Below are 20532 nucleotides of genomic sequence, written 5' to 3' on the forward strand. Positions count from 1 at the left end.
GTGGCCGGCGCCGGCGCCGGCGCCGGACATCTCCTCGCTTTCGACCTCGCGTCGGCGCAGGACGTCTTCGCGCTGCGCCGCAGCGGGCAGTCGGCGGCCGAGGCGCTCGGCCTCGACGCCCAGGACCAGGTGCGGCTCGCGACGGCGCTCAGCGAGCTGGGCCGGGACCGGCTGGGCTGCGCGGCGCTGACGGTGACCTTCGCGCTGGCCGGCGAGGCGCCGCCCACCCTGCTCGTGACGCTCGCCTGGAACAGCGGTCCGCCGCCCAGCACCGAGTCGCTGGAGCTGGCGACCCGGCTGGTGCCCAGGCTCCGGCACGAGCCGGGCGACCCGCGCAGCCGGATCGTGGTGGAGCAGCCCGCCGTCGCCCTCGCCCCGCACGAGGCACACCGCCGGGTGAGCGAGGCGCTGCGCCGGACGGACCACACCACGCTCGCCGAGGATCTGCGCGCCCAGACCCGCGACCTGATCGCCACGCTGGAGGAGACCCGCGCCCAGCGGGAGGAGCTGCGCCGGCTCAACGAGGAGCTGGAAGAGACCAACAAAGGTGTGCTGGCGCTGTACACCGAACTCTCCCAGGAGCTGGAGGAGACCAACAGCGGTGTGGTGGCCCTGCACAGCGAACTGGAGGACAAGTCGCGGCAGTTGCGGGAGACCAGTGAGGCGAAGACCCGGTTCTGGACCAACATCAGCCATGAGCTGAAGACCCCGGTCAACGCCGTCGTGGCCCTGTCCCAGCTGCTGCTGGCCCCGGACTCGGCGTATCTGGACGACGAGCAGAAACACCGGATCGCGCTCATCGCCTCGTCGGGGAACACCCTGCTCGCGCTGGTCGGTGATCTGCTGGACGTGGCCAAGGCCGAGTCGGGGCAGCTGGAGCCGCACCTCGAACCGGTCGACCTGCGGACGCTGGTGGGGCAGCTCGGCGGTGTGCTGCGCAGTATGTTCCCCACCGACGACGTCACGTTCGTGACACCCGAGCCGAAGACCCTGCCCGTCGTGGTCACCGACGAGGTGCTGCTGACCCGGGTGCTGCGCAATCTGCTGTCCAACGCGCTGAAGTTCACCGACAGCGGCGAGGTACGGCTGGACGTCGAAGCCGACTCCGCCGGGCCCTGGCTGATCTTCACCGTCAGCGACACCGGCGTCGGCATTCCCGCGCACGAACTCAAGCGGGTCTTCGAGGAGTTCTACCAGGTGCCCGGGGCACACCAACGAGGACGACAGGGCACAGGACTCGGGCTGCCGTACGCCCGCACCCTCACCGAGCTGCTCGGCGGCACGCTCCGGCTGACCAGCAGGCCCGGGACCGGTACCCGCATCGTGGTCCGGCTGCCCAACCCGTCCCCGGGGACGACACACGCACAGGAGGCCGACCGGTGACCGACGACGCGGCGCTGCTCGACAGTGCCCCAGCCACCGTTCTGGTGATCGACGACGACGAGTCGAACCGCTACGTCCTCAGCAGCTGGCTCAGGCGGGGCGGGCACACGGTGATCGAGGCGCACGACGGGACACAGGGCCTCGCGCTGCTCGCGCCGGGCCTGGAGCCGCGGCCCGAGGTCGCCGTCGTCGACGTACGGCTCCCGGACATGACCGGGTTCGAGGTCTGCGAACACATCAAGGCGGACCCGTACACCGCGGCGCTGCCGGTGATCCATATCTCGGCGGCCGCCCTCACCCCCGAGGACCACGCCGAGGGGCTGCACCGCGGGGCGGACGCGTATCTCAACCAGCCCATCGATCCCGCCGAGTTCCTGGCGACCGTCACGGCGACCCTGCGCTACGCGCGCGCCCGCCGCAGGGCCGAACGGCTCGCGGCGCGGCTGACCCTGCTCAACCGCACCACCCTCGACGTGTACCGGGCGATCGGCTTCCACTCCTTCGCCGCGGCGGCGACGGGCGGGGCCGCGTCCCTGATGTCGTGCGCCGTCAGCGCGGTCTTCCTGACCCCGCAGGGCCAGGCGGTGCACAGCTCCATCACCGGGCCCGGCCAGGCGCCGCGCTCCACGCCGTCCACCCCCGAGCTGCTGAACCGGCTGGCCGGACACACGCTCGGCACCGGCACCGGCGCGGAGATCGCCCGGCTGCCACGGGCCGTGTGGAAGACACTGCTGCCGGGCGACCAGCTCGACGAGGACGTGATCCTGGCGGTGGCGCGCACCAAGCGCGGCCGGCCGCCGGTCTGCTTCGCCGTACCGGCCGCCGCCGTGGGCGGCAACGACGACCAGGAGCTGTTCCAGCAACTGGCCCATGCCTGCGCCCTGTCGCTGGAGGCGCTGCGCACCTACAACGAGGAACACTCCTTCGCCCTCACACTCCAGCGCACCTTCCTGCCGGACCGGCTGCCCGCGGTGCCCGGGGTCGATCTGGCGTTCCGCTATCTGCCGGCGTCCCGGCACGCGGAGATCGGCGGTGACTTCTACGAGGCGCTGGAGACCTCCGACGGGCTGCTGCTCGCCATCGGTGACGTGGCGGGGCACTCCATGGCGGCGGCGGCCGTGATGGGTGAGGTGCGGCACGGGATGCGCGCCTACGCGCTGGAGGGCCACTCCCCGCACCACATCAACGAACGGCTGGAGACACTGCTGGCGCAGTCACAGCCGGGGCTCACCGTGACGATGTGTCTGATCCTGGTCGAGCCCGGTGGCCGCAGGCTCCACATCTCCAACGCGGGGCACATTCCGCCGCTGCTGCTCCTTCCCGGCGGCGGGGCCGAATTCGTCCACGAGCACGGCCCGTTGCTGGGGCTGGGGCTGCCGCACCCGGCGGCCACGGTGGTCGACACGGCGCCGGGCACCCGGATCGTCCTCATCACCGACGGGCTCGTCGAGGTCCGCAGCACCAACATCGACGACAGTCTCGACGAGTTGAGTGCCGCGGCCGCGACGGGTCCGCAGGAGCTCGAAGCGCTGTGCGACTCGCTGCTGGAGAGGTTCGGCGAGGAGAAGGACGACGACATCGCCCTGCTCACCGTCCGGCTCAACTGACCGGATCAACCGGCCGGATCAACTGGCCGGATCAACTGGTCGGCCGGGCGCCTTCGTCGGCGAGCGCACTGACCTCGCTGTCGACGTATCCGCGGTGCCGCTCGGCGTCCTCGCGCGCCTTCTTCGGGCTCCAGCGTCCCGCCATCACGAAGATGAACGGGATGAAGACGATCTGGCCGCCGACGGTCACCCACCACCAGGTCTGCCACTGACCAGGTCCGTCGGCCACCGCCTTCCGCACCTCGGGACCGTGCTCGCGAAGGATCTTCAGCTGCGGCTGCGCCTTCTGTACGAGCGCCAGGTCGGCGGGTCCCACCTCTCGGGCGGCCTGTTGTGCCAGCGCCGGGGGGATCGCCGTCGGCGGGTACTTGGCGAGTTGGGCGAAGATCTCGGGGTGCGCGTCGACGACGGCCAGCGCGGGCGCCGCCTGTGCCTGCGCGGTCGCCACCTCCGTACCGTGTTCGACCAGCGGGGACGCCGAGGTCACCACGATCGGGACGAAGGCCGAGGAGACCGCGACCACGATCCGGATGATCCAGCCCCACACGGCGAGTCCGGTGGCGGTGGCGGCCGGGTTGCGGCGCTCCACGGTCTCGGTGAAGCTCGCCATCCACGGCGCGTAGGCGATGCCGGAGAGCGCCCCGATCCCGATGAACAGCACGGCGAAGGTGTAGTAGCCGGTGTGCGGATGCGTCGCGAGGACGGCGAACGTGGACGTGACGGCGATCGAGCCCAACCCGCCGACCAGCATGAACGGTTTGCGCACCTTGACGAGGTCGGAGAGCAGCCCGGCCACCACGAGGGCGATGGCGTTGGCACCCCAGTACCAGTTGGCCAGTCCGTTGGTGCGCTGCTGGCTGTAGCCGAAGTTGGCCGAGAAGTAGACGACGAAGTTGCCGACGGCGGCGAAGTACAGCAGCAGGAAGAGGCTGATGGCGATGGCGGAGCCCACCACGTCGAGATGGAGCATCTGCCGCCAGGTCTGTTGTGACTCCCGTACGGGCGCGGCTCGTTCGGCGCGGGCCTCGACCAGTTTACGGTCGTGCAGGCTGACCATGACCTGGTCCCGCATGCCGGGGGACAGCTCCCGCAGCCCGAGCAGGGCGATCACGAACATGATCAGCCCGGCGATGCCGGAGTAGCGCAGCTCGTCCTGCCAGGTCGACGAGTCGAGTGTGCTGCTGGTGACCACGGTGACGACGAGACTGCCGAGGACGGGACCCATCGTCCAGTACCCCATGGCGGTCGCCCTGCCGAGCTGCGGCGAGAAGTCGCGGATCAGTGCGGGGGTCGCGACCAGGACGATGCCCTCGACGAAGCCGACGGCCGCGAAGAGGATCAGATAGGCCGTCTCGTTGGGCGAGTTGGGTAGTCCGAGCAGCAACAGCAGCCCGGCCACGAGCAGTCCGTAGACAACGAGGTTCGCCCGTCCCCAGCGGTCGGCGAAGCCGGCGATGAGGGAGGTGAAGGCGCCGACGGCGTTGCCGATGACGGACACCCACACGAAGTAGGTGTACGACATGTGGTAGTTGGTGATGATCGAGGTGGCCACCGCGTACTGCACGTACAGCATGTAGTAGAGGACGACGGTGGTCACGACGACGATCGCGAGATAGCCGTAGCGGCGTGCCGGGTCGGGATAGTGCGCCAGGTCCCGGCGCCAGAGCCGGGCACCGATACCGGGCGTGCCGGCGTCGGTGGTGGGTCCGTTCCCCATGTCGGCAGCCTGCGGCGGATGGGTGGACATACGGCCTCCTCGGGGTACCGGGAGCAAGGCGTCCGACCGCGCTTGATGCGCCGGTGGCCGCTCCGGGAACGACCAGAGGCTAGTACCGACTGGTCGGTACGGCCTAGATGCGTGCAGGGGGAATTTGACCGGACGCCGGGGCGCCGCCGGGGCGGCTCAGGGCTCGACGGCGGCTGGTGGCGGATCGGTGGCCGTTCAGTAGCCGCCGCGCCCGCGCAGGATCCGGCGCGGGTTGTCGACCAGCATCGTGGCGATCTCGCTCTCGGACACGCCGCGCGCCCGCAGCGCGGGCAGCACATCGCGGGTGAGGTGCAGATAGTGCCAGTTGGGCAGCAGTCCGGGCAGCTCCCGCATCGGGAACCAGTCGATGTAGCAGGACGCGTCGTGGGACAGCACGATCCGGTCGGCGTAACCGCGCTCGCACAGCGCGGCCACCGTGGCGACCCGCCGTTCGAAGGGCAGGAGCGAGTCCAGACCGAACCGGTCCATCCCGAGCAGTGAGCCCCGGTCGGCGATGGCCGTCAGATAGTCCAGGTCGGCGCTGTCGCCGCAGTGTCCGATGACGACGCGGGTGAGGTCGACCCCCTCGGCGGCGAACAGGTCCTGCTGCTCGATGCCGCGCCGGGTCCCCGCGTGGGTGTGGGTCAGGATCGGCACACCGGTGGCGCGGTGCGCCCGTGCGACGGCCCGCAGCACCCGTTCCACACCGGGGGTCACACCGGGCTCGTCGGTGGCGCATTTGAGCACCCCGGCCCTGACCCCGGTGTGGGCGATGCCTTCGGTGATGTCGGCGACGAACAGGTCCACCAGGGGGTCGTCGCCGCCGAGCGGTGTGCCGGGGCCGCGCATGCTCAGATAGTGCGGGACGTCGTTGTAGGTGTAGAGCCCCGTGGCGACGACGATGTTGATGCCGACCTGTTCGGCCACCCGCTGGATCCGCGGGATGTACCGGCCGAGTCCGATGACGGTGGGGTCGACGATGGTGGAGATTCCGGCGGCGGCGAGTTCCGTGAGCCGCCGGACGGCGCGCGGCACCTCTTCGGACTCCTGGAACCCCTGGTGCTCCGGGTAGTTGTCGGCGAACTCGGGGCTGAGCACGAAGATGTGCTCGTGCATCAGCACCCTGCCGAGCTCACCGGCCGGCACGGGGCCGCGCACGGTGGGCACGGTGTCCGGTGTCGCGGGGGTGTCTCCGTACGCCATCGCCCGGCCCCTCCCGCGTCGCCCGTGTGGTGCGCGGTAGTGACCGTAGAGGCAGCCCGTCGCGCGGTCAATGGGCGCTACCGGCGGTCCAGTCGGCGCTGCGAGACTGCACGACGCCACCGACCCGGAGTGATGCAGATGACCCAGTCGCTCGAAACACTGCCGCCCGAAGAAGGACCCGGCGAAGAACCGGACGAGACCCCCGCCGGGAGACCCGGTCCCGCGCGAGCCGCCAAGCGCTGGCCGCTGGTGGTGCTGCGCACCCTGGTGTGCGCGCTGACACTGCTGATGCTGATCCAGCCGGTCCTGGCCGGACAGTTCGTCACCGGTGACACCGATCTGCTGGACCTGCACGCCCTCAACGCCACCTTCATCTCCGCCGTGAGCTGGATCCTGGTGGCCGCCGCCGTCACACTGTGGCGGCCCGGCGGCGGACCGGTGTGGCCGATCGGTGTGACACTGCTGGTGGCCGGGCTCGTGGAGGCACAGAGCGGCTTCGGCTACTCGCGGAATCTCGCCGTGCACATCCCGCTCGGTGTCGCCCTGGTCGCCGGTACGACGGCGCTGGGGTACTGGGTGTTCGCCTACCGGCCCGGCCGGCCGCGGAACGCGTCGTGATGCGCGCACGGATCGACCGGCGGACGCTCGTCAAGGGCGCCGCCGTCGCCGGGATCGGCGCCGCCGGCCTCGGTGCCACCGGCTGCGGCGCCGACCGGGGCGACGTGTCGGGGGAACAGCTGACCAGCGCGGCCCCGCTCCCCCGGCCCTTCCGGGTGCCGCTGCCGGTGCCGGTCACGGCACGGGCACAGCGCGCCAAGGACGGCAGCGACCACTACGAACTCGTGCAGCGGCGGGGCGAGATGGAGATCCTGCCGGGGCTGCGTACCGAGGTCTGGGGGTACGACGGCACGTTCCCCGGCAGCACACTCGTCGGCCGCTCGGGCCGCACCACCACCGTGCGGATCCGCAACAGCCTGCCGGTGCCGACCTCGACGCATCTGCACGGCGGGGTGCAGGCCGCCTCGTCCGACGGCTATCCGATGGACCTGGTCCTGCCGCCCGGCTACCGCCATCCGCCGGCCGGGCCGGCACACGCCATGCCGGGGATGCCCGGGATGCCCGGGACGGCGAAGGGCGGGGCTGCGGGGTGGACGCTGACGTCGGGCGCCAAGACGTACACGTATCCCCTCGACCAGCCGGCTGCCACGCTCTGGTACCACGACCACCGGATGGACTTCAGCGCGCCGCAGGTCTGGCGCGGGCTCGCCGGGATGTTCCTCGTCCACGACGACACCGAGGACGCGTTGCCGCTGCCCCGGGGCGAGAAGGACATCCCGCTGATGATCTGCGACCGTGCCTTCGAGGAGGACGGGGCGTTCCGCTACCCGTCGCTCGACCCCTCGCTGACCGGCCGGCCGGGCGTCGAAGAGGCGTACATGGAAGGGGTGACGGGCGATGTGGTTCTCGTCAACGGCGCCGCCTGGCCCGAGTTGGAGGTGTCGGACACCCTCCACCGGTTCCGGATCGTCAACGTGTCGAACGCGCGCCGCTACCGCTTCGCGCTGGAGCCGGGTCCCCGTACGGGCTCAGGGTTCGTCCAGATCGGCAGCGACAGCGGCCTGTTGGCGGCGCCGCTGCGCCATGACGAGCTGCCCGTCGCGCCGGGTGAGCGCTTCGACGTGCTGATCGACTTCGCCGCGTATCCGCACGGCTCCACCGTCGAGCTGGTCAACACCCTGGGCAGCGGCGGCACTCGGCGGGTGATGCGGTTCAGGGTCAGCAGGCGCGAGAAGGAGACCAGCCGGATCCCCGGGCGGCTGGCGGAGTTCGAGACACTGCGGGCGGCCCAGGCGGTCGCTGAGCGCAGATTCGACTTCCGGCTGACGCAGGGCGGCGGCAGTCGGATGTGGACCGTCAACGGAGCCCCCTTCGACCATGCGAAGGTGCTGGCGTCACCGCGGCTCGGCACGGTCGAACGCTGGCGCTTCAGCAGCGACTTCCACCATCCGGTCCATCTCCATCTGGCCCACTTCCAGGTGGTCGCGCGGGGCAACGGCGACCCGCTGGCGAGCGACGCGGGCTGGAAGGACACGGTCGACGTCAGGCCGTACGAAGTGGTGGACGTCCTGGCCAGGTTCACGGGCCAGCGCGGCCGGTACATGCTGCACTGCCACAACCTGGAGCACGAGGACATGGCGATGATGGCCAACTTCGAGGTCGTCTGACACACCCTCCCGCTCGCACTCGCGAAAGCCGGTGCCGGACCCCTGCGTGCGGGTCCGGCACCGGCTTCGTGGCGCGGGAGGCTCAAGCGGCGTACATGTCGAGGACCCGGCGTCCCGGCCCCCGGTAGGTCTGGTCGAGGTCCACGTCTCCCCCGAGGATCGCGCGCTGGAGGCGCTGGAGCCGCGGGGAGGGGTCGAGACCCAGATCCTCCACGAGCCGGCCGCGCAGCTTCATGAAGACCCCCAGGGCTTCCGAAGGCCGTCCCGACCGGTAGAGGGCGATCATGCGCTGTGCGTGCAGGCCCTCGTGCAGAGGGTTGCGGGCGGTGAGGACGGTCAGCTCGGTCAGCAGCTCCGAGTGGCGCCCGAGGGACAGTTCGGCGTCGACGCGGCGCTCCAGCACACCGAGCCTGCTCTCCTCCAGACGGACCCGTTCGATCTCCAGCAGCGCCCCGGGCCGGATGTCGGCGAGCGCCGGTCCGCTCCACAGTTGCAGGCTCTCACGGAAGATCCGCACCGCGGCCGCGTCGTCGCCGGACTCGAAGACGCGCTGCCCCTCGGCGGCGAGCCGGTCGTACTCCATCGCGTCCACACTGCCCCGCGGCACGTTGAGCCGGTAGCCGTCGTGCTTGTAGACCAGGATCTCCTTGGCGTCGCAGCGTCCCCTGACGGACGCGTCGATCAGCCGGCGCAGCCGCAGGATGTACGTCTGCAGCGTCGCCGAAGCGGTCCTGGGCGGTGAGTACTCCCACAGCTCTTCCATGAGCATCGAGACGGGGACCACCTGGTTGGCGTGCAGGGCGAGGAGAGCGAGGATCTGTCGCGTCTTCGCGGCCGACGGGAGTATCGGGGAGCCGTCCTCCTGTGCGTTGAGAGATCCCAGCAGGGTGATCTCCATCTGGTCTCCATACTGCTCCGAAGGGATGGTACGAGGTGCGCGGATCGGGATCCGCACTGTCTTGAAGGTCCCATGCGGGCGTACGGCGCCAACAGTGCGGAGATCCCCGGTCGTCCGTGATCCCCTCAGCCCCGGAGTATGAGAAGTTCACATTCCGCTCGGCCCGTCGTAGCGGTCCGCCGGACGTCGTTCGTCTAGCATTCCTCGGGGAGTTGAACGTCTGCTGCGTCCATGTGATGGGCTGTTCGTTCGAAATGGGGGGCTTTTGATCCGTATCGTCATAGCCGAAGACATGCACATGGTGCGCGGTGCACTGGTGGCGCTGCTGGAGATGGAGCCGGACTTCGAAGTCGTGGCCCAGCTCGCGGCCGGGGACCAACTCGTACCCACCGCGCTGGAGTTCCGGCCGGATGTCGCGATCATCGACATCGACCTGCCGGGCCTGGACGGGCTCAGCGCCGCCGATCTGCTCCGTACGGCGCTGCCGAGCTGCCGGGCGCTGATACTGACCAGCCTGGGCCGTCCCGGCACGTTCCGGCGGGCGCTCGCCGTGCGGGTGTCGGGCTTCCTGCTGAAGGACGCGCCGCCGGACCAACTGGCGGACGCGGTACGCAAGGTGGCGGCCGGGGTGCGGGTCATCGACCCGCAGCTCGCGCTGGCGGCCTGGGAGGTGCTGGAGAATCCGCTGACCCGCAGGGAGATCGAGGTGATGCGGCTCGCGGCGGACGGCGCCGAGGCGATGGAGATCGCCGGCCGGCTGTTCCTGTCGATAGGGACGGTACGCAACTACCTGACCAGTGCCGTCACGAAACTCAACGCGCGTAACCGCGTCGACGCGATCAGGATCGCTCAGGACAACGGCTGGCTGACCTGACGCGCTTCGACCCGCGGCACTTCCACCACCAGCCGGTACCAGCCGTCCGCGTCGACGTGCGAGGTCAGCCGGCCGCCGATCTTCTCGGCGCGCACCCGCAGGTTGCCCAGACCGCTGCCGTTGGAGGGGCCTGTCCTTCTCGACTCGTCGGCGCCGTCGTTGGCGAGGGTGAGCCGGATCAGGGACCGGCCGTCCTTGCCGGTCACCTGCCGGGCCTCGATGTGGCAGTTCTGCGCCTTGCTGTGCCGCAGGACGTTGGTGACGCCCTCACGGATGACCGTGGCGAGCACGGTGCTGGTCGCCGCGGGCAGCGGACCGCAGTCCAGGTCGATGCGGGCGCCGATCTCGGCGACGGTCAGCACCTCTTCGGCCGAAGCGGCCTCCGCCGTCAGTGACATGTCGCGGTAACCGGTGGCGACGGCACGCACATCGGCGAGCGCCTGCCGGGATATCTGCAGGATGCCGACAAGTTCCTCGCGGGCCCGCTCGGGACGGGTGGCGAGCAGACGCACCGTCAGTTCACTCTTGAGGGTGATCGCGGAGAGCCCGAACCCGAGCAGGTCGTGCAGGTCCCTGGCGAACCGTAACCGCTCCTCGGCCACCGCCATGTACGCCAGCTCCTCGCGGGCCTGGTGCACCTCGGCCACCAGGTTCGCCAGCCGGGTCAGACCGTAGACGATGAGCCCCGTGAGCACGGTGGAGACCACGAGGTAGGAGGTGTCGACCCAGTGGACCCCGCTCAGTCCGGCGGAGACGCCGGCCGTGCTCACCACGACACCGAAGGCCAGCCAGCAGACAGGCGCCGCGACGATCAGCAGACACGATCCCGCGAGGAAGCCGCCCATGCCGCCCCAGGTGGCACCGAAGAACACCATGGGGACATAGGTCAGCAGCGTCTGGGCGCCCAGGGTCCAGGCCCCGAACCGGTCCCGGAAGCGCTGTGCGTCCGGGGAGCTGTGCACGGCCTGGATCGCGAACAGCGTGACGGCGCAGAAGAGACAGCCCGCCATGAGCAGCGCGCTCGGGTCGGTGTCCAGCACGTTGAGCACGGCGATGAGTACGAAGCCGGAGAGGACCAACAGCACGATCGTGAAGGCCAGTCGCGGCGGCAGAACTTCGGTCTGTTCTCTACCGGACCGCAGAAATCGTCGCGGCATCCCCACACGTCCCCCCGTTGAGGCACACAGCTACACCCCCATAGTAGGGCGCACGGGACGGCGTTGGTGCGTTCCTTGAACTCTCATTCGACCGGCGGCGCCCCCTGCGGACGGTCAACAGCCTTTTCGGACAGGCTCGTTCGGAACACCTCAGCAGTCCGTGGCTGGTCGGCGCCCTCCTGCGGCTGCTCCGGGCGGGGGCCGAGGACGAACGAACCCACCGGCGACTCCGTCCGCCAGTCGAGACCCAGTGCGCCGGCGCACACCGCGATGTCCTCACTGCACACCGCGCAGGTGGCGAGCCCCATCGCGGCACCCACCAGGTAGAAGGTCTGCAGCAGCGCCCCGGTGTGCTTGAGTACCAACGAGTAGGCGAGGCCGCTGTACTTCCACGACAGCCGCTGGAACCGCGAGGTCAGCGTGATGAGCACCGGCGGCGGCCCGGACAGCGGGGCGGCGGCCATGGCGCCTGCCGCCATCTCCCCCGCCGCCGCCGGATCGTCGTTGACCAGCACCAGGGCGTGCTCGTGCGGGTCGTAGTAGTGGATGCCGTCCACCAGCCCCTCGCAGTCCCGCACGGTGAGATACAGCTCCAGGTCGTAGGCGGCGCCGCCGGTGGGATACGGCCGGTCGGTGACCTGGTAGCTGGTCTCCCCCGCCCCCGACATGCCGGTCGAGCGGACCCGGGCCGTGCGGAACAGGAACTCGCCGAGGGTGCTCAGCCGCAGGGCCGGTGCCCCGTAGGTACGCCGTGATCTGCGGCCTTCGAGCACTTCGGTGAACGGGGCGTCCCGGGCGGCGATCGTGCCGAGTTCCGGCCGGGGCAGCGCGACGACCTTGCCGCGCGGGCGGCTCTTGACCGCGGGCTGCGGCGCGATGCTGCCCGCGTGGGCGAAGGTGGCGCCGAAGTCGCCGTCGGTGCGCCCCATCACGGACCGGGTGTGGAAGAGCATGTCGTGCGCCGACCAGGTCCGCAGGGCCGCGTCCTCGTCCTCGTCGAACCCCCCGTCCGCCGATCGCGCCACCAGGGCCATGCCGGTGCCGATGAGATAGCCCAGGATCTCCACCACCACCCCTTCGGCCAGCGGCAGCCCCGCCTCCACCGTCGCGACGTCGGCGGGCCGGCCGAGCGCGGCGACGACCCATTGCGCCTCGGCCTTGTGCAGCAGCACCCGGTGCAGCGAGAGGGGCGACTCCAGCAGGAACATGTCGCCCTCCCGGCGCAGCACGGCGAACCGGGAGAGCTTCAGCGCCCGGTCGGCTGGCGGCGGTTCAGGGGCGAACCGGGCTGCCCGGGACAGCGGTACGACGGAGAGCACCGGCTGCCCGCTGCCGGCGAAGGCGAGCGAGCGTACGACGAGGTGCTGCAGGCCGAGCAGCACCGCGCGCCAGGAGCGCTGGGCGCCCTGGTCGGCCGGGATGTTGTCGAGGCTGACCGGACCGAGACTCATCCGGCGCAGGGTCTCGATCAGCGCCGGCCCGGGCCTCCTGATCCGCAGATCGGCCCAACGGCCGTGCAGCTCCACCGTTTCGCCGTCCTCGGCGGCCTCGACCCGCACATCCTCACGCAGGGACCACAGGGGTGTGGTCGCCTGCGGAGAGGCGTGTTCCAGGCTGGCTGACTGCTGCACGGTGGGCTCCCGGGTGGACACGAGTGGCGGTCAGACGAAGAGGGGACGTGGATTGAGGGCGGAGCGGGCCGTGGGCGCGGCCAGCCGGCCCAGCGCGACGGGTACGTCGTACAGCCTGCCGGCCGCGAACCTGGCCCAGAACGAACGCAGCCCGGGGACCAGGACCTTGACGACGGGCAGTCCCACATCGGGCCTGGTCTGGTCGAGCACCAGCAGTTCGAGACCGCGCTCGCGCACCAGCTCGGTGACGGCGTTGATGTCGTCGAGCAGGTCGTCGCCGCGCGGGCGGGCGAAGTCCGTCAGCCGCCGGGCGGGTTCTGGCGCGGGGCGCAGATAGGGGTCGCTGTCCAGGGTGGCGTTGCGCCACCAGTCCAGCGGTTCCGGGTCGGTCAGTGTGTATCCGCTGCCGTCGGGCTTCGCACCGAGCGCGGCGGGCAGCAGCTGGTTCAGCTCGGTCAGCGAGCGGCGCAGCGCGATCCGCGCGTCGAAGTGGGCGCCGAAGCCGAAGACGATGTCCTCGGCGGGCTTGTCGGTACGGCGTGACAGGGCGACGAAGACGGGGATGCCGAAGTCGGACGTCAGGTCGAGCGCCCACACCTCGCGCCCCAACGACCGGTGCACCTGCCGCAGTTCGTCGGTCCACGGGTCAGCGGCCGTGTCGAGGTCGACGGCGGGCTGCCGGGTGCGGTTGTACCACCACAGCGCCACCGCGTCCCGCTCGACCAGCTCCAGGAAGCCTTGCAGGACGGCGTCCTCCAGGCTGCTGCCCGCCGCGTTCCCGTTCGAGTCGGCGTGCGCGAACCGGCGCCCCCGCACCGGGTTCAGCCGCTCCGCCGAGGTGGCGAAGTAGAGCAGCGCGGTCGGCAGCAGCTTGTGGCGGCCTTCGGTGAGCGACCAGACCGGGGTCCAGTCGATCGTCGCGTCCTCCTCGAACGGAGCCGGGACGTACTGGAATCCGGAGTGTGCGGCGTTCCATTCGGTGCGTCCGGCGAACTGCGCGGGATCGTACAGCTGGCAGGTGTCCGGATGTACGGCGCGCTCGCCGAGGTCGGTGTAGCGCGCGCTGATCCTGGCCTCGTCGCCGTGCACACAGCCGGAGTAGCGCTCGACCGACTCGCACAGCGCGCTGACCTCCGCCTCCAGCGGGGTGGTGCCCTTGCCGCCGTTGACCTGGCGCAGCCCGCTGGTGAGTGCGGCGAGCCCGTTGGCGTAGCCGGCCGGGTTCGGGCCCGAGCTGAAGCTGTTGAGGAAGGCGGGGCCGCTCTCCACCCGGCTGATGTCGGCGACGACTCCGGTGACCGGGCTCACCAGGTGGCCGAACGAGTCCAGGGTCTGTTGGGCGGTGCGGGAGCGGTGGCCGCCACTGGCCGCGATCTTGCGCCGCGTGCGCGGTACGACGGGCCGTCCGGCCTGCCGGGCGACCAGGCCCGGGTCGCCGCACTCGGGGCACTGCGGGCGGTGGCGCAACCGGTGGTGGCGTGATTCGAGGGTGAGGGTGTCGAAGGTCAGCACCCGGTCCTGGTCGGTGTGCTGGTGTCCGGCCAGGAACTTGGCCGCCTCAAGACCGGCGATCTGCAGACCGGCGACCCGGGTGCACGGCAGTCCGGCGAGCGGCCTGGGCATGGGGCCCTGCAGTCCGAGCGCGGCGCGCACCTGGGACTCCACCGCGCGGTGCAGCCGCACCGGCTGGGCGAGACAGGACCAGCAGGGCCCGGCGCCGGGCCGGAAGACCGGACCCACCCAGACGGTGGCGCCGGTGGGTTTGGCGAGCAGCCACGGCCGGCCGCTGCGCCGGTGTTCCGCGTCGATCTCGCCCAGCTCGGGGGTGAGGTAGTCGTCGCAGACGACCACGGTCAGCGCGGCGTCCGGCGCGCCGCCTTCGGCGACGGTCAGACCGGAGGCGCGCAGGGCGCGGGCGGCGGCGGGGTGGGACAGCTTGCCGGTGGTGCGCAGTTCGACCACGGCCGAGGCGGACCTGGCGCGGGCGGGCGTCCCGTCGAGGCCCGCGAGTTCCCAGTACGCCTCGGCGCTGTGGTCGGCGGCGGCGATGTCGGTGGTGTCGGTGTGACCCACGGCGTCGGTGGTGTCGGTGTGAGTGTCACCGTGCTCGCGGAACTCGATGAATCCCGCGTCGGCGAGCTGCTCGATGAGGGACAGCAGCCGGGCCGCCGACAGCGGCTGCGGGGCGTCCCGCACCAGTGCGGCGAGGTCGCGGCTGCCGTCCAGCAGCGGGGCGACCGTTTCCAGATGGGGCGCCCTGAGGGCGGTGACTCCGCGTTCGGAGATCAGGTACGTCGCGTCGTCCGGCACCACCTCCGCACGGAGGTGGCGCCGGAATCCGATCAACGAATCTCTCATGAAGCGGAGTTGTTCGCGTAGCACAGGGTGTACAGGGCGGGCGCCGCCGACGAGGCGGTCAGCTCCTCGATGACGAGCTCCATCGGCTCGTCCTGGGGGAGGTAGGAGTTGAGGTGGTCCTGGTGCGTGCTCGTCGAGTGGCTGTCCTGCGTGGCGAGAGTGCTGTGGCTCGTCAACATGGGATGGGCTCCTGACTCGGCGGTGCTTTCCGTTGCGGACATTCATCAGCATGCGGGATCGGCGGCGGCGGTCACAGTGCCGGCCTCACCCACCGCATATGAGGAATTCATAGCCCCCGGGTAGCACCGGTTTCCCGGCGAGCCGCCGCGTCCACCGGCCATCCACCGGGCGGCCAGTCCGGCGCGCCATGGTCGGCAGGCCAGATGGCCGGAAGGAACCACACGGAGGGAAGACCCATGGTGGCCGCCGCCCGGATAACGGAAGTTGAACGTACTCTCGACCAGCTCCTCGACTGGTGCTGCAGAGGGGCGCTCGCCAGCTCGCACGGCCGGACGGGTGTGTTCCGTTTCGTCGTGGACACCCCTGTCGGCACCCGTACCCGCTATGTGATCGCGACGGACCAGGGCTGCTCGACGGCGCACACGATCGCGCACCCGCCCAACGCGACGCTCTCGCTGAGCCAGGAGGACCTCACCAGGCTCGCCCTGGGTGACCTGCGCGGCGCGCTCGCCTTCGCCACGGGCAGGCTGCAGATCGAGGGCGACATCTTTCTCGCGATGAACTGGATCGACCAGCTAGGGAGAAGCCCGCTGTGACCACCCACGCCCAGGAGACACCTCAGCAGACGGTCCAGGATCCGGCGCTGCCGGACCAGTTGAGCGGAGCCGGCGGCAGGCTCGCCGAACTGCGCAGGATCAAACAGCAGATGGTCGCGGGCCCCGACCCGCGCGCCACCGAACGACAGCACGCGCGCGGCAAACTGACGGCCCGTGAGCGGATCGCGATCCTGCTGGACGAGGACTCGTTCACCGAGATAGAGGGGCTGCGCAGACACCGTGCCACCGGCTTCGGCCTGGAGGCGAAGCGGCCCTACACGGACGGTGTGATCACCGGCTGGGGCACGGTCAACGGCCGTACGGTGTTCGTGTACGCGCACGACTTCCGGATCTTCGGCGGCGCGCTCGGCGAGGCGCACGCGCAGAAGATCCACAAGGTGATGGACCTCGCCCACTCCGCGGGCGCCCCGCTGGTCAGCCTCAACGACGGCGCGGGCGCGCGGATCCAGGAGGGCGTGACGGCGCTGGCCGGCTACGGCGGCATCTTCAGCCGTAACACGCGCTCGTCCGGTGTGCTGCCGCAGATCTCGGTGATGCTCGGCCCGTGCGCCGGCGGCGCCGCGTACTCCCCCGCCCTGACCGACTACGTCTTCATGGTCAGGGAGACCTCGCAGATGTTCATCACCGGCCCTGACGTGGTCCGTTCGGTGACGGGCGAGGAGATCACCCAGAACGGCCTCGGCGGCGCCGACACGCACGCCGCGACCTCGGGCGTCGCGCACTTCGTCTACGACGACGAGACGTCCTGCCTCGAAGAGGTGCGCTACCTGCTGTCGCTGCTCCCGCAGAACAACCGGGAGCTGCCGCCGGTGGAGGTCGGCGACGATCCGGACGACCGGCTCTGCACGGCCCTGGCCGACCTGGTCCCGGAGGATCCGGCCAGGCCCTACGACATCAGGGCCGTCATCGAGGAGATCGCCGACCACGGCGAGCACTTCGAGGTGCACGCGGCCTGGGCCGGCAGTGTGGTGTGCACCCTGGTCAGGCTGGGCGGCCAGGTGGTCGGTGTGGTGGGCAACCAGCCGTCGGCGCAGGCCGGTGTGCTGGACATCCACTCGTCGGAGAAGGCCGCGCGGTTCGTCCAGACCTGCGACGCCTTCAACATCCCGCTGGTGACCCTGCTCGACGTGCCGGGCTTCCTGCCGGGCGTCGACCAGGAGCACGGCGGGATCATCCGGCACGGTGCCAAGCTGCTGTACGCGTACTGCAACGCCACGGTGCCGCGGATCCAGTTGATCCTGCGCAAGGCGTACGGCGGCGCCTACATCGTCATGGACTCGCGTTCGATCGGTTCCGACCTGTCGTTCGCGTGGCCGACCAACGAGATCGCCGTGATGGGGGCCGAGGGCGCCGCCAATGTCGTCTTCCGCAGGGAGATCGCGGCCGCCGACGACCCGGAGGCGGAGCGGGCGCGGCTGATCGCCTCCTACAAGGACGAGTTGATGCATCCGTACTACGCGGCCGAGCGCGGTCTCGTGGACGATGTCATCGACCCGCAGGACACCAGGAAGCTGCTGATCACGTCACTGCGGATGCTGCGGGCCAAACACGCCGAAGTGCCCGCGCGCAAGCACGGTAATCCGCCGATGTGATCGCCGCGCGGATGGACGGCGCATCGGGTGGGTAACTCCGGTGCGTTGTCCGCGTGCCGAGCCCGTTCAGGGCCGATCCAACCCGACTGACCGATACAACTCCCCACGTTCGAAGCCGAGTAGGAGATCCGATGGCACACACACTCCCCTGGTCGTCAGGGCCGGCGGCAGGCCGGTCCGGTGACGACATCGTCGTGATGGCGTCCCGGCTGAAACTCAAGTCCCTGGTGCGCGTCCCGCGCTTCTTCATCCTGTCCGGCGGCGTGCTGCGGCAGGTGCGGCAGTCGCAGGGCGCCGTCGGCGTGACGCTGCGGGCCGATCCGTGGCGCAAGACCTTCTGGACGCTGTCCGCGTGGGAGAACCGGGCCGCGCTGCAGAGTTACATCAAGACCGATCCGCACTTCGCCGTGATGGCCAAGCTGCGTCCCGCGATGCGTGAGTCGCTGTTCGTCTCGTGGCAGCAGGACGCCGGGCAGCGGCCGTCCTGGGACGAGGCGGACCGGCGGCTCGCCGAGCAGGAGACGGCGCAGCGCGCCGCCGGGGAGAAGCAGAGCTGACCCGATCCTTACGAGCGTGCGCGTGCGGGGCCCGGACGGACGACGTCCGGGCCCCGCAGCCGTGTGCCCGGCCCCGCGGGGACCCGGGACGGCAGCGGCGTCAGACGAACTGCGGCCGGGCGGCGAAGAGGTGGCCCGCCACTTCGGCGAGCCGGCTTCCGCCGATGCCGTCGTGCCGGGTGCGCAGCGCGAAGCGCAGTTGGGGCAGGTCCGGGTCCGGTGTGTCGACGACGAGGGGCGGCAGCAGCGCGGCCGGGGTGCTGCGGGCCAGTTCGGCGCCGGAGCGCAGCAGTTCGAGGCCGCGCCGCCGCAACGGCTCGGGCAGCCAGTCCAGTACGGGCACGACCACGTCGACCGGCTCGTCGCCGGGGGCCACCGCCGCGGGCGCCAGCTTCCGTACGCAGTCGGGCGCGGCGGCGAACTCCTCCGCCAGCATGCTCACCGTCGTCCCGGTGCGGCTGAGGACGACCAGCACGGTGCCGCCGGCCTCCAGCCGGTCGGCCAGGGTGGCGGCGGCGGCCGGGTCGGGCCAGACGCCGGTGGGCCGCCACCGGCCGGGACCCGGTCTGCTCCACTGGATCCGCCGGCCGCCCTCGAAGACGACCAGGGTGGAGCCGTGCCGCTCGGTGGCCGAGGTCGGCGGGTAACTCTCCGCGGGGATAACGGTGTTCGTCCGCATGGTCTCCCTCTCATCGGACTCTTCTCGCGGTGCGTACCGCGAGGGTGCGCAGTACGGCGATCCTGCGCCGGGCTGTCGGGTCCAGTGCGCCGCCGCTGTCCGCGGCCCGTACGGCGACGGTCCGCGCCCGGCGCAGGATGTGCCGGGCGTTCTCCTCGTCGGGCAGTGCGGCCCGCCGGTCGGCGGGTTCGCCCAGTTCCTGCATGCGCTCCCTGGCCAGGGAGCGCAGTGCGGCGATGCGCGCGCCGCGCCGGCCGGCCGGTTCGGCGGTGATGGCGGGGCCGAAGACCAGCCGCGCGGTGGCCGCGCGCGGCCGCAGCTCGCCCTTGGCGAGGATCAGGTCGGTGCCGTGGATCATCACGGGTATCACGGGTACGCCGGTGCGGACCGCGAAGTAGAACGGGCCGTCGTTGAAGGGCTTGAGGCCGCCGCCCGTCCAGCGGGTGCCCTCGGGGTAGGTGCACAGCACGTTCCCCGCGGCCAGCACCTCCCCCATCGCGCGCAGCGCGTTGCGGTCGGGGCGTTCGCTGTCCAGCGGGATGCAGCCGACGCTGAGCCGCATCAGCCGCTTGACGGGGTTACGGAAGTGCTCGGCCTTCGCGGGGAAGTAGACGTACCGGCCGCGGGCCCCGTACAGCACGGTTTCGAGCAGGTAGTGGTCGAAGAAGCTGAGATGGTTGGAGACGACGATGAACGCCCCGTCGGCGGGGATGTGGCCGATGCCCTCGACCGAGTCGACGTGGTTCCTGGCGACCCATTGCCTGAACGACACGGTGATCGCGTCATGGATCTTGAAACCTCCCTTGTGGGGATCCATCGGTGGTTCGTCCGTCCCTTCCTCGCGCCGGACGCTGCGGGGACCGGTCGCCGGGGCCGGTGTCGGCCGGCCCCGGCGACGTGTCGGCCGGACCTCGCTCAGGCCGGCACCGTGCCCGTCGCCAGGCGCTTGTGCTCCTTCTCCACGGCCTCCGGCAGCGCCATGTAGCGGCCCGTCAGACCCGCGACCAGCAGTCCGACCAGGACGACGAGGTAGACCCAGGTCAGGGCGTTGCCCCAGCGGATCTCGTCGGCGTATCTGGCGACGGCGACCAGCGACAGCACGCTCAGTGTGACGTCGGTGAGGAAACCGGCCCGCATGCGGTGCAGGTCCTGCTCCCACAGGGCCTGCCAGGCGCCGGCGCCGAAGGCGAAGAACCACGCGCCGAGCATCCGGGCGTCCAGCGGGTCGAGCTGCCAGGCCCAGGCGTCGCCGACGGCCTGGGGCGCGATCCACAGGGCGAAGGCGAGGCCCCACAGGACGGCGCCCATGACGGCGGTGGGGATCCGTACGTCGGCGCCCATCGGGGCCGGGCCGCGGCCGTCGGGGTTCTTCGGCGCGGTGTTGTGGATCTTGTACACGACGAAGGCGGTGACCGGGAAGACGGCCAGCGAGACCAGCCACAGCCAGGCGAAGGCGCGGGCGAGGCCGGGTCCCTCGGTGAAGTGGAACTCGTCCCGGTAGAAGACCGTGAGCAGCAGGGCCGAGACGAGCAGGGTGATCGGCGCGAAGACGGTACCGCGTGCGCTCGTCCAGTCCTTCTCCCGCATGGTCAGGACGAACATCGTGCAGGCGCCCGCGTAGCCGGCGCCGAGCGCCGCGGCGCTCAGCGGCGATCCGGTCTCCCAGGCGAAGGCGTCGCCGGTGCTGGAGCTGAACAGGTAGAGCGGCACCAGGCAGGCGAGGCAGTGGATGAGGACCGGCCAGAAGAACAGGCTGCGCAGCCAGGGGTGGACGGGCCGGGCGAGCTGTTCCTGGGAAGCGGTGGTTTCGATCGTTGTCGACAT

General features: G+C 70.9%; 18 protein-coding genes. 8 read left to right on the forward strand and 10 right to left on the reverse strand.

Annotated elements, in window-relative coordinates:
* Positions 1 to 1383, forward strand: coding sequence for a sensor histidine kinase (locus OHS57_RS04770; protein WP_328585002.1), 1383 nt, complete (start codon positions 1 to 3; stop codon positions 1381 to 1383).
* Positions 1380 to 2990, forward strand: coding sequence for a SpoIIE family protein phosphatase (locus OHS57_RS04775; RefSeq protein ID WP_041998204.1), 1611 nt, complete (start codon positions 1380 to 1382; stop codon positions 2988 to 2990). Before OHS57_RS04770 ends, OHS57_RS04775 begins: the two co-directional genes overlap by 4 nt.
* Positions 2991 to 3021: 31 nt before the next feature.
* Here OHS57_RS04775 and OHS57_RS04780 read toward each other — a convergent pair whose 3' ends face one another.
* Together OHS57_RS04780 and OHS57_RS04785 are read right to left on the reverse strand one after the other, a co-directional pair.
* Positions 3022 to 4737 (reverse strand): MFS transporter, encoded by a 1716-nt coding sequence (locus tag OHS57_RS04780; RefSeq protein WP_328581123.1) that lies wholly within the window; start codon positions 4735 to 4737, stop codon positions 3022 to 3024.
* Positions 4738 to 4932: 195 nt separating this feature from the next.
* Complete coding sequence (locus OHS57_RS04785) at positions 4933 to 5940, reverse strand: phosphotriesterase family protein (protein WP_041998202.1); 1008 nt, start codon at positions 5938 to 5940, stop codon at positions 4933 to 4935.
* Between the two features lie 138 nt (positions 5941 to 6078).
* On the opposite strand from OHS57_RS04785, the gene OHS57_RS04790 reads away from it, so the two are divergent.
* Complete coding sequence (locus tag OHS57_RS04790; RefSeq protein WP_328581124.1) at positions 6079 to 6558, forward strand: hypothetical protein; 480 nt, start codon at positions 6079 to 6081, stop codon at positions 6556 to 6558.
* Positions 6558 to 8165 (forward strand): multicopper oxidase family protein, encoded by a 1608-nt coding sequence (locus OHS57_RS04795; RefSeq protein WP_328581125.1) that lies wholly within the window; start codon positions 6558 to 6560, stop codon positions 8163 to 8165. Before OHS57_RS04790 ends, OHS57_RS04795 begins: the two co-directional genes overlap by 1 nt.
* A gap of 82 nt (positions 8166 to 8247) precedes the next feature.
* Here OHS57_RS04795 and OHS57_RS04800 read toward each other — a convergent pair whose 3' ends face one another.
* Positions 8248 to 9063, reverse strand: a complete 816-nt coding sequence (locus tag OHS57_RS04800; protein WP_041998197.1) for an AfsR/SARP family transcriptional regulator — start codon at positions 9061 to 9063, stop codon at positions 8248 to 8250.
* A 265-nt stretch (positions 9064 to 9328) separates the two neighbouring features.
* Between OHS57_RS04800 and OHS57_RS04805 the strand changes: the two genes are divergently transcribed.
* On the forward strand, positions 9329 to 9937 hold the full coding sequence (locus OHS57_RS04805; RefSeq protein ID WP_041998196.1) for a response regulator transcription factor: 609 nt from the start codon (positions 9329 to 9331) through the stop codon (positions 9935 to 9937).
* Here OHS57_RS04805 and OHS57_RS04810 read toward each other — a convergent pair.
* From OHS57_RS04810 to OHS57_RS04825, 4 genes are all read right to left on the reverse strand, one after another.
* Positions 9913 to 11094, reverse strand: coding sequence for a histidine kinase (locus tag OHS57_RS04810; RefSeq protein ID WP_328581126.1), 1182 nt, complete (start codon positions 11092 to 11094; stop codon positions 9913 to 9915). The genes OHS57_RS04805 and OHS57_RS04810 overlap by 25 nt on opposite strands.
* 83 nt (positions 11095 to 11177) lie before the next feature.
* Positions 11178 to 12725 carry a SagB family peptide dehydrogenase gene (locus tag OHS57_RS04815; protein WP_157874468.1) on the reverse strand — a complete coding sequence of 516 codons (1548 nt, stop codon included), beginning with the start codon at positions 12723 to 12725 and terminating at the stop codon, positions 11178 to 11180.
* A gap of 30 nt (positions 12726 to 12755) precedes the next feature.
* Positions 12756 to 15083 carry a TOMM precursor leader peptide-binding protein gene (locus OHS57_RS04820; protein ID WP_328581127.1) on the reverse strand — a complete coding sequence of 776 codons (2328 nt, stop codon included), beginning with the start codon at positions 15081 to 15083 and terminating at the stop codon, positions 12756 to 12758.
* On the reverse strand, positions 15080 to 15262 hold the full coding sequence (locus OHS57_RS04825; RefSeq protein WP_041998192.1) for a hypothetical protein: 183 nt from the start codon (positions 15260 to 15262) through the stop codon (positions 15080 to 15082). Before OHS57_RS04825 ends, OHS57_RS04820 begins: the two co-directional genes overlap by 4 nt.
* Positions 15263 to 15499: 237 nt before the next feature.
* Here OHS57_RS04825 and OHS57_RS04830 point away from each other — a divergent pair, with 237 nt between their 5' ends.
* The 3 genes from OHS57_RS04830 (at position 15500) to OHS57_RS04840 (ending at position 18029) form a co-directional block, all read left to right on the forward strand.
* A complete protein-coding gene (locus tag OHS57_RS04830) occupies positions 15500 to 15859 on the forward strand; it encodes an SCP2 sterol-binding domain-containing protein (protein WP_328581128.1) in 360 nt (119 codons plus the stop codon).
* Between the two features lie 110 nt (positions 15860 to 15969).
* The gene (locus OHS57_RS04835) at positions 15970 to 17472 is read left to right on the forward strand and encodes an acyl-CoA carboxylase subunit beta (protein ID WP_078864129.1); all 1503 of its coding nucleotides are present in this window, start codon (positions 15970 to 15972) and stop codon (positions 17470 to 17472) included.
* A gap of 131 nt (positions 17473 to 17603) precedes the next feature.
* Positions 17604 to 18029: a DUF3291 domain-containing protein gene (locus OHS57_RS04840; RefSeq protein WP_041998190.1), complete on the forward strand. Its 426-nt coding sequence runs from the start codon at positions 17604 to 17606 to the stop codon at positions 18027 to 18029.
* Positions 18030 to 18129: 100 nt separating this feature from the next.
* Here the strand turns inward: OHS57_RS04840 and OHS57_RS04845 are convergent, their stop codons facing one another.
* The 3 genes from OHS57_RS04845 to OHS57_RS04855 form a co-directional block, all read right to left on the reverse strand.
* Positions 18130 to 18708: a hypothetical protein gene (locus tag OHS57_RS04845; protein ID WP_328581129.1), complete on the reverse strand. Its 579-nt coding sequence runs from the start codon at positions 18706 to 18708 to the stop codon at positions 18130 to 18132.
* 10 nt (positions 18709 to 18718) lie between these two features.
* The gene (locus OHS57_RS04850; RefSeq protein ID WP_328581130.1) at positions 18719 to 19525 is read right to left on the reverse strand and encodes a lysophospholipid acyltransferase family protein; all 807 of its coding nucleotides are present in this window, start codon (positions 19523 to 19525) and stop codon (positions 18719 to 18721) included.
* A 98-nt stretch (positions 19526 to 19623) separates the two neighbouring features.
* Entirely contained in the window at positions 19624 to 20532 is a 909-nt protein-coding gene (locus tag OHS57_RS04855) for a hypothetical protein (protein WP_328581131.1), read from the reverse strand.

Source organism: Streptomyces sp. NBC_00370, assembly GCF_036084755.1.
Classification (GTDB): domain Bacteria; phylum Actinomycetota; class Actinomycetes; order Streptomycetales; family Streptomycetaceae; genus Streptomyces.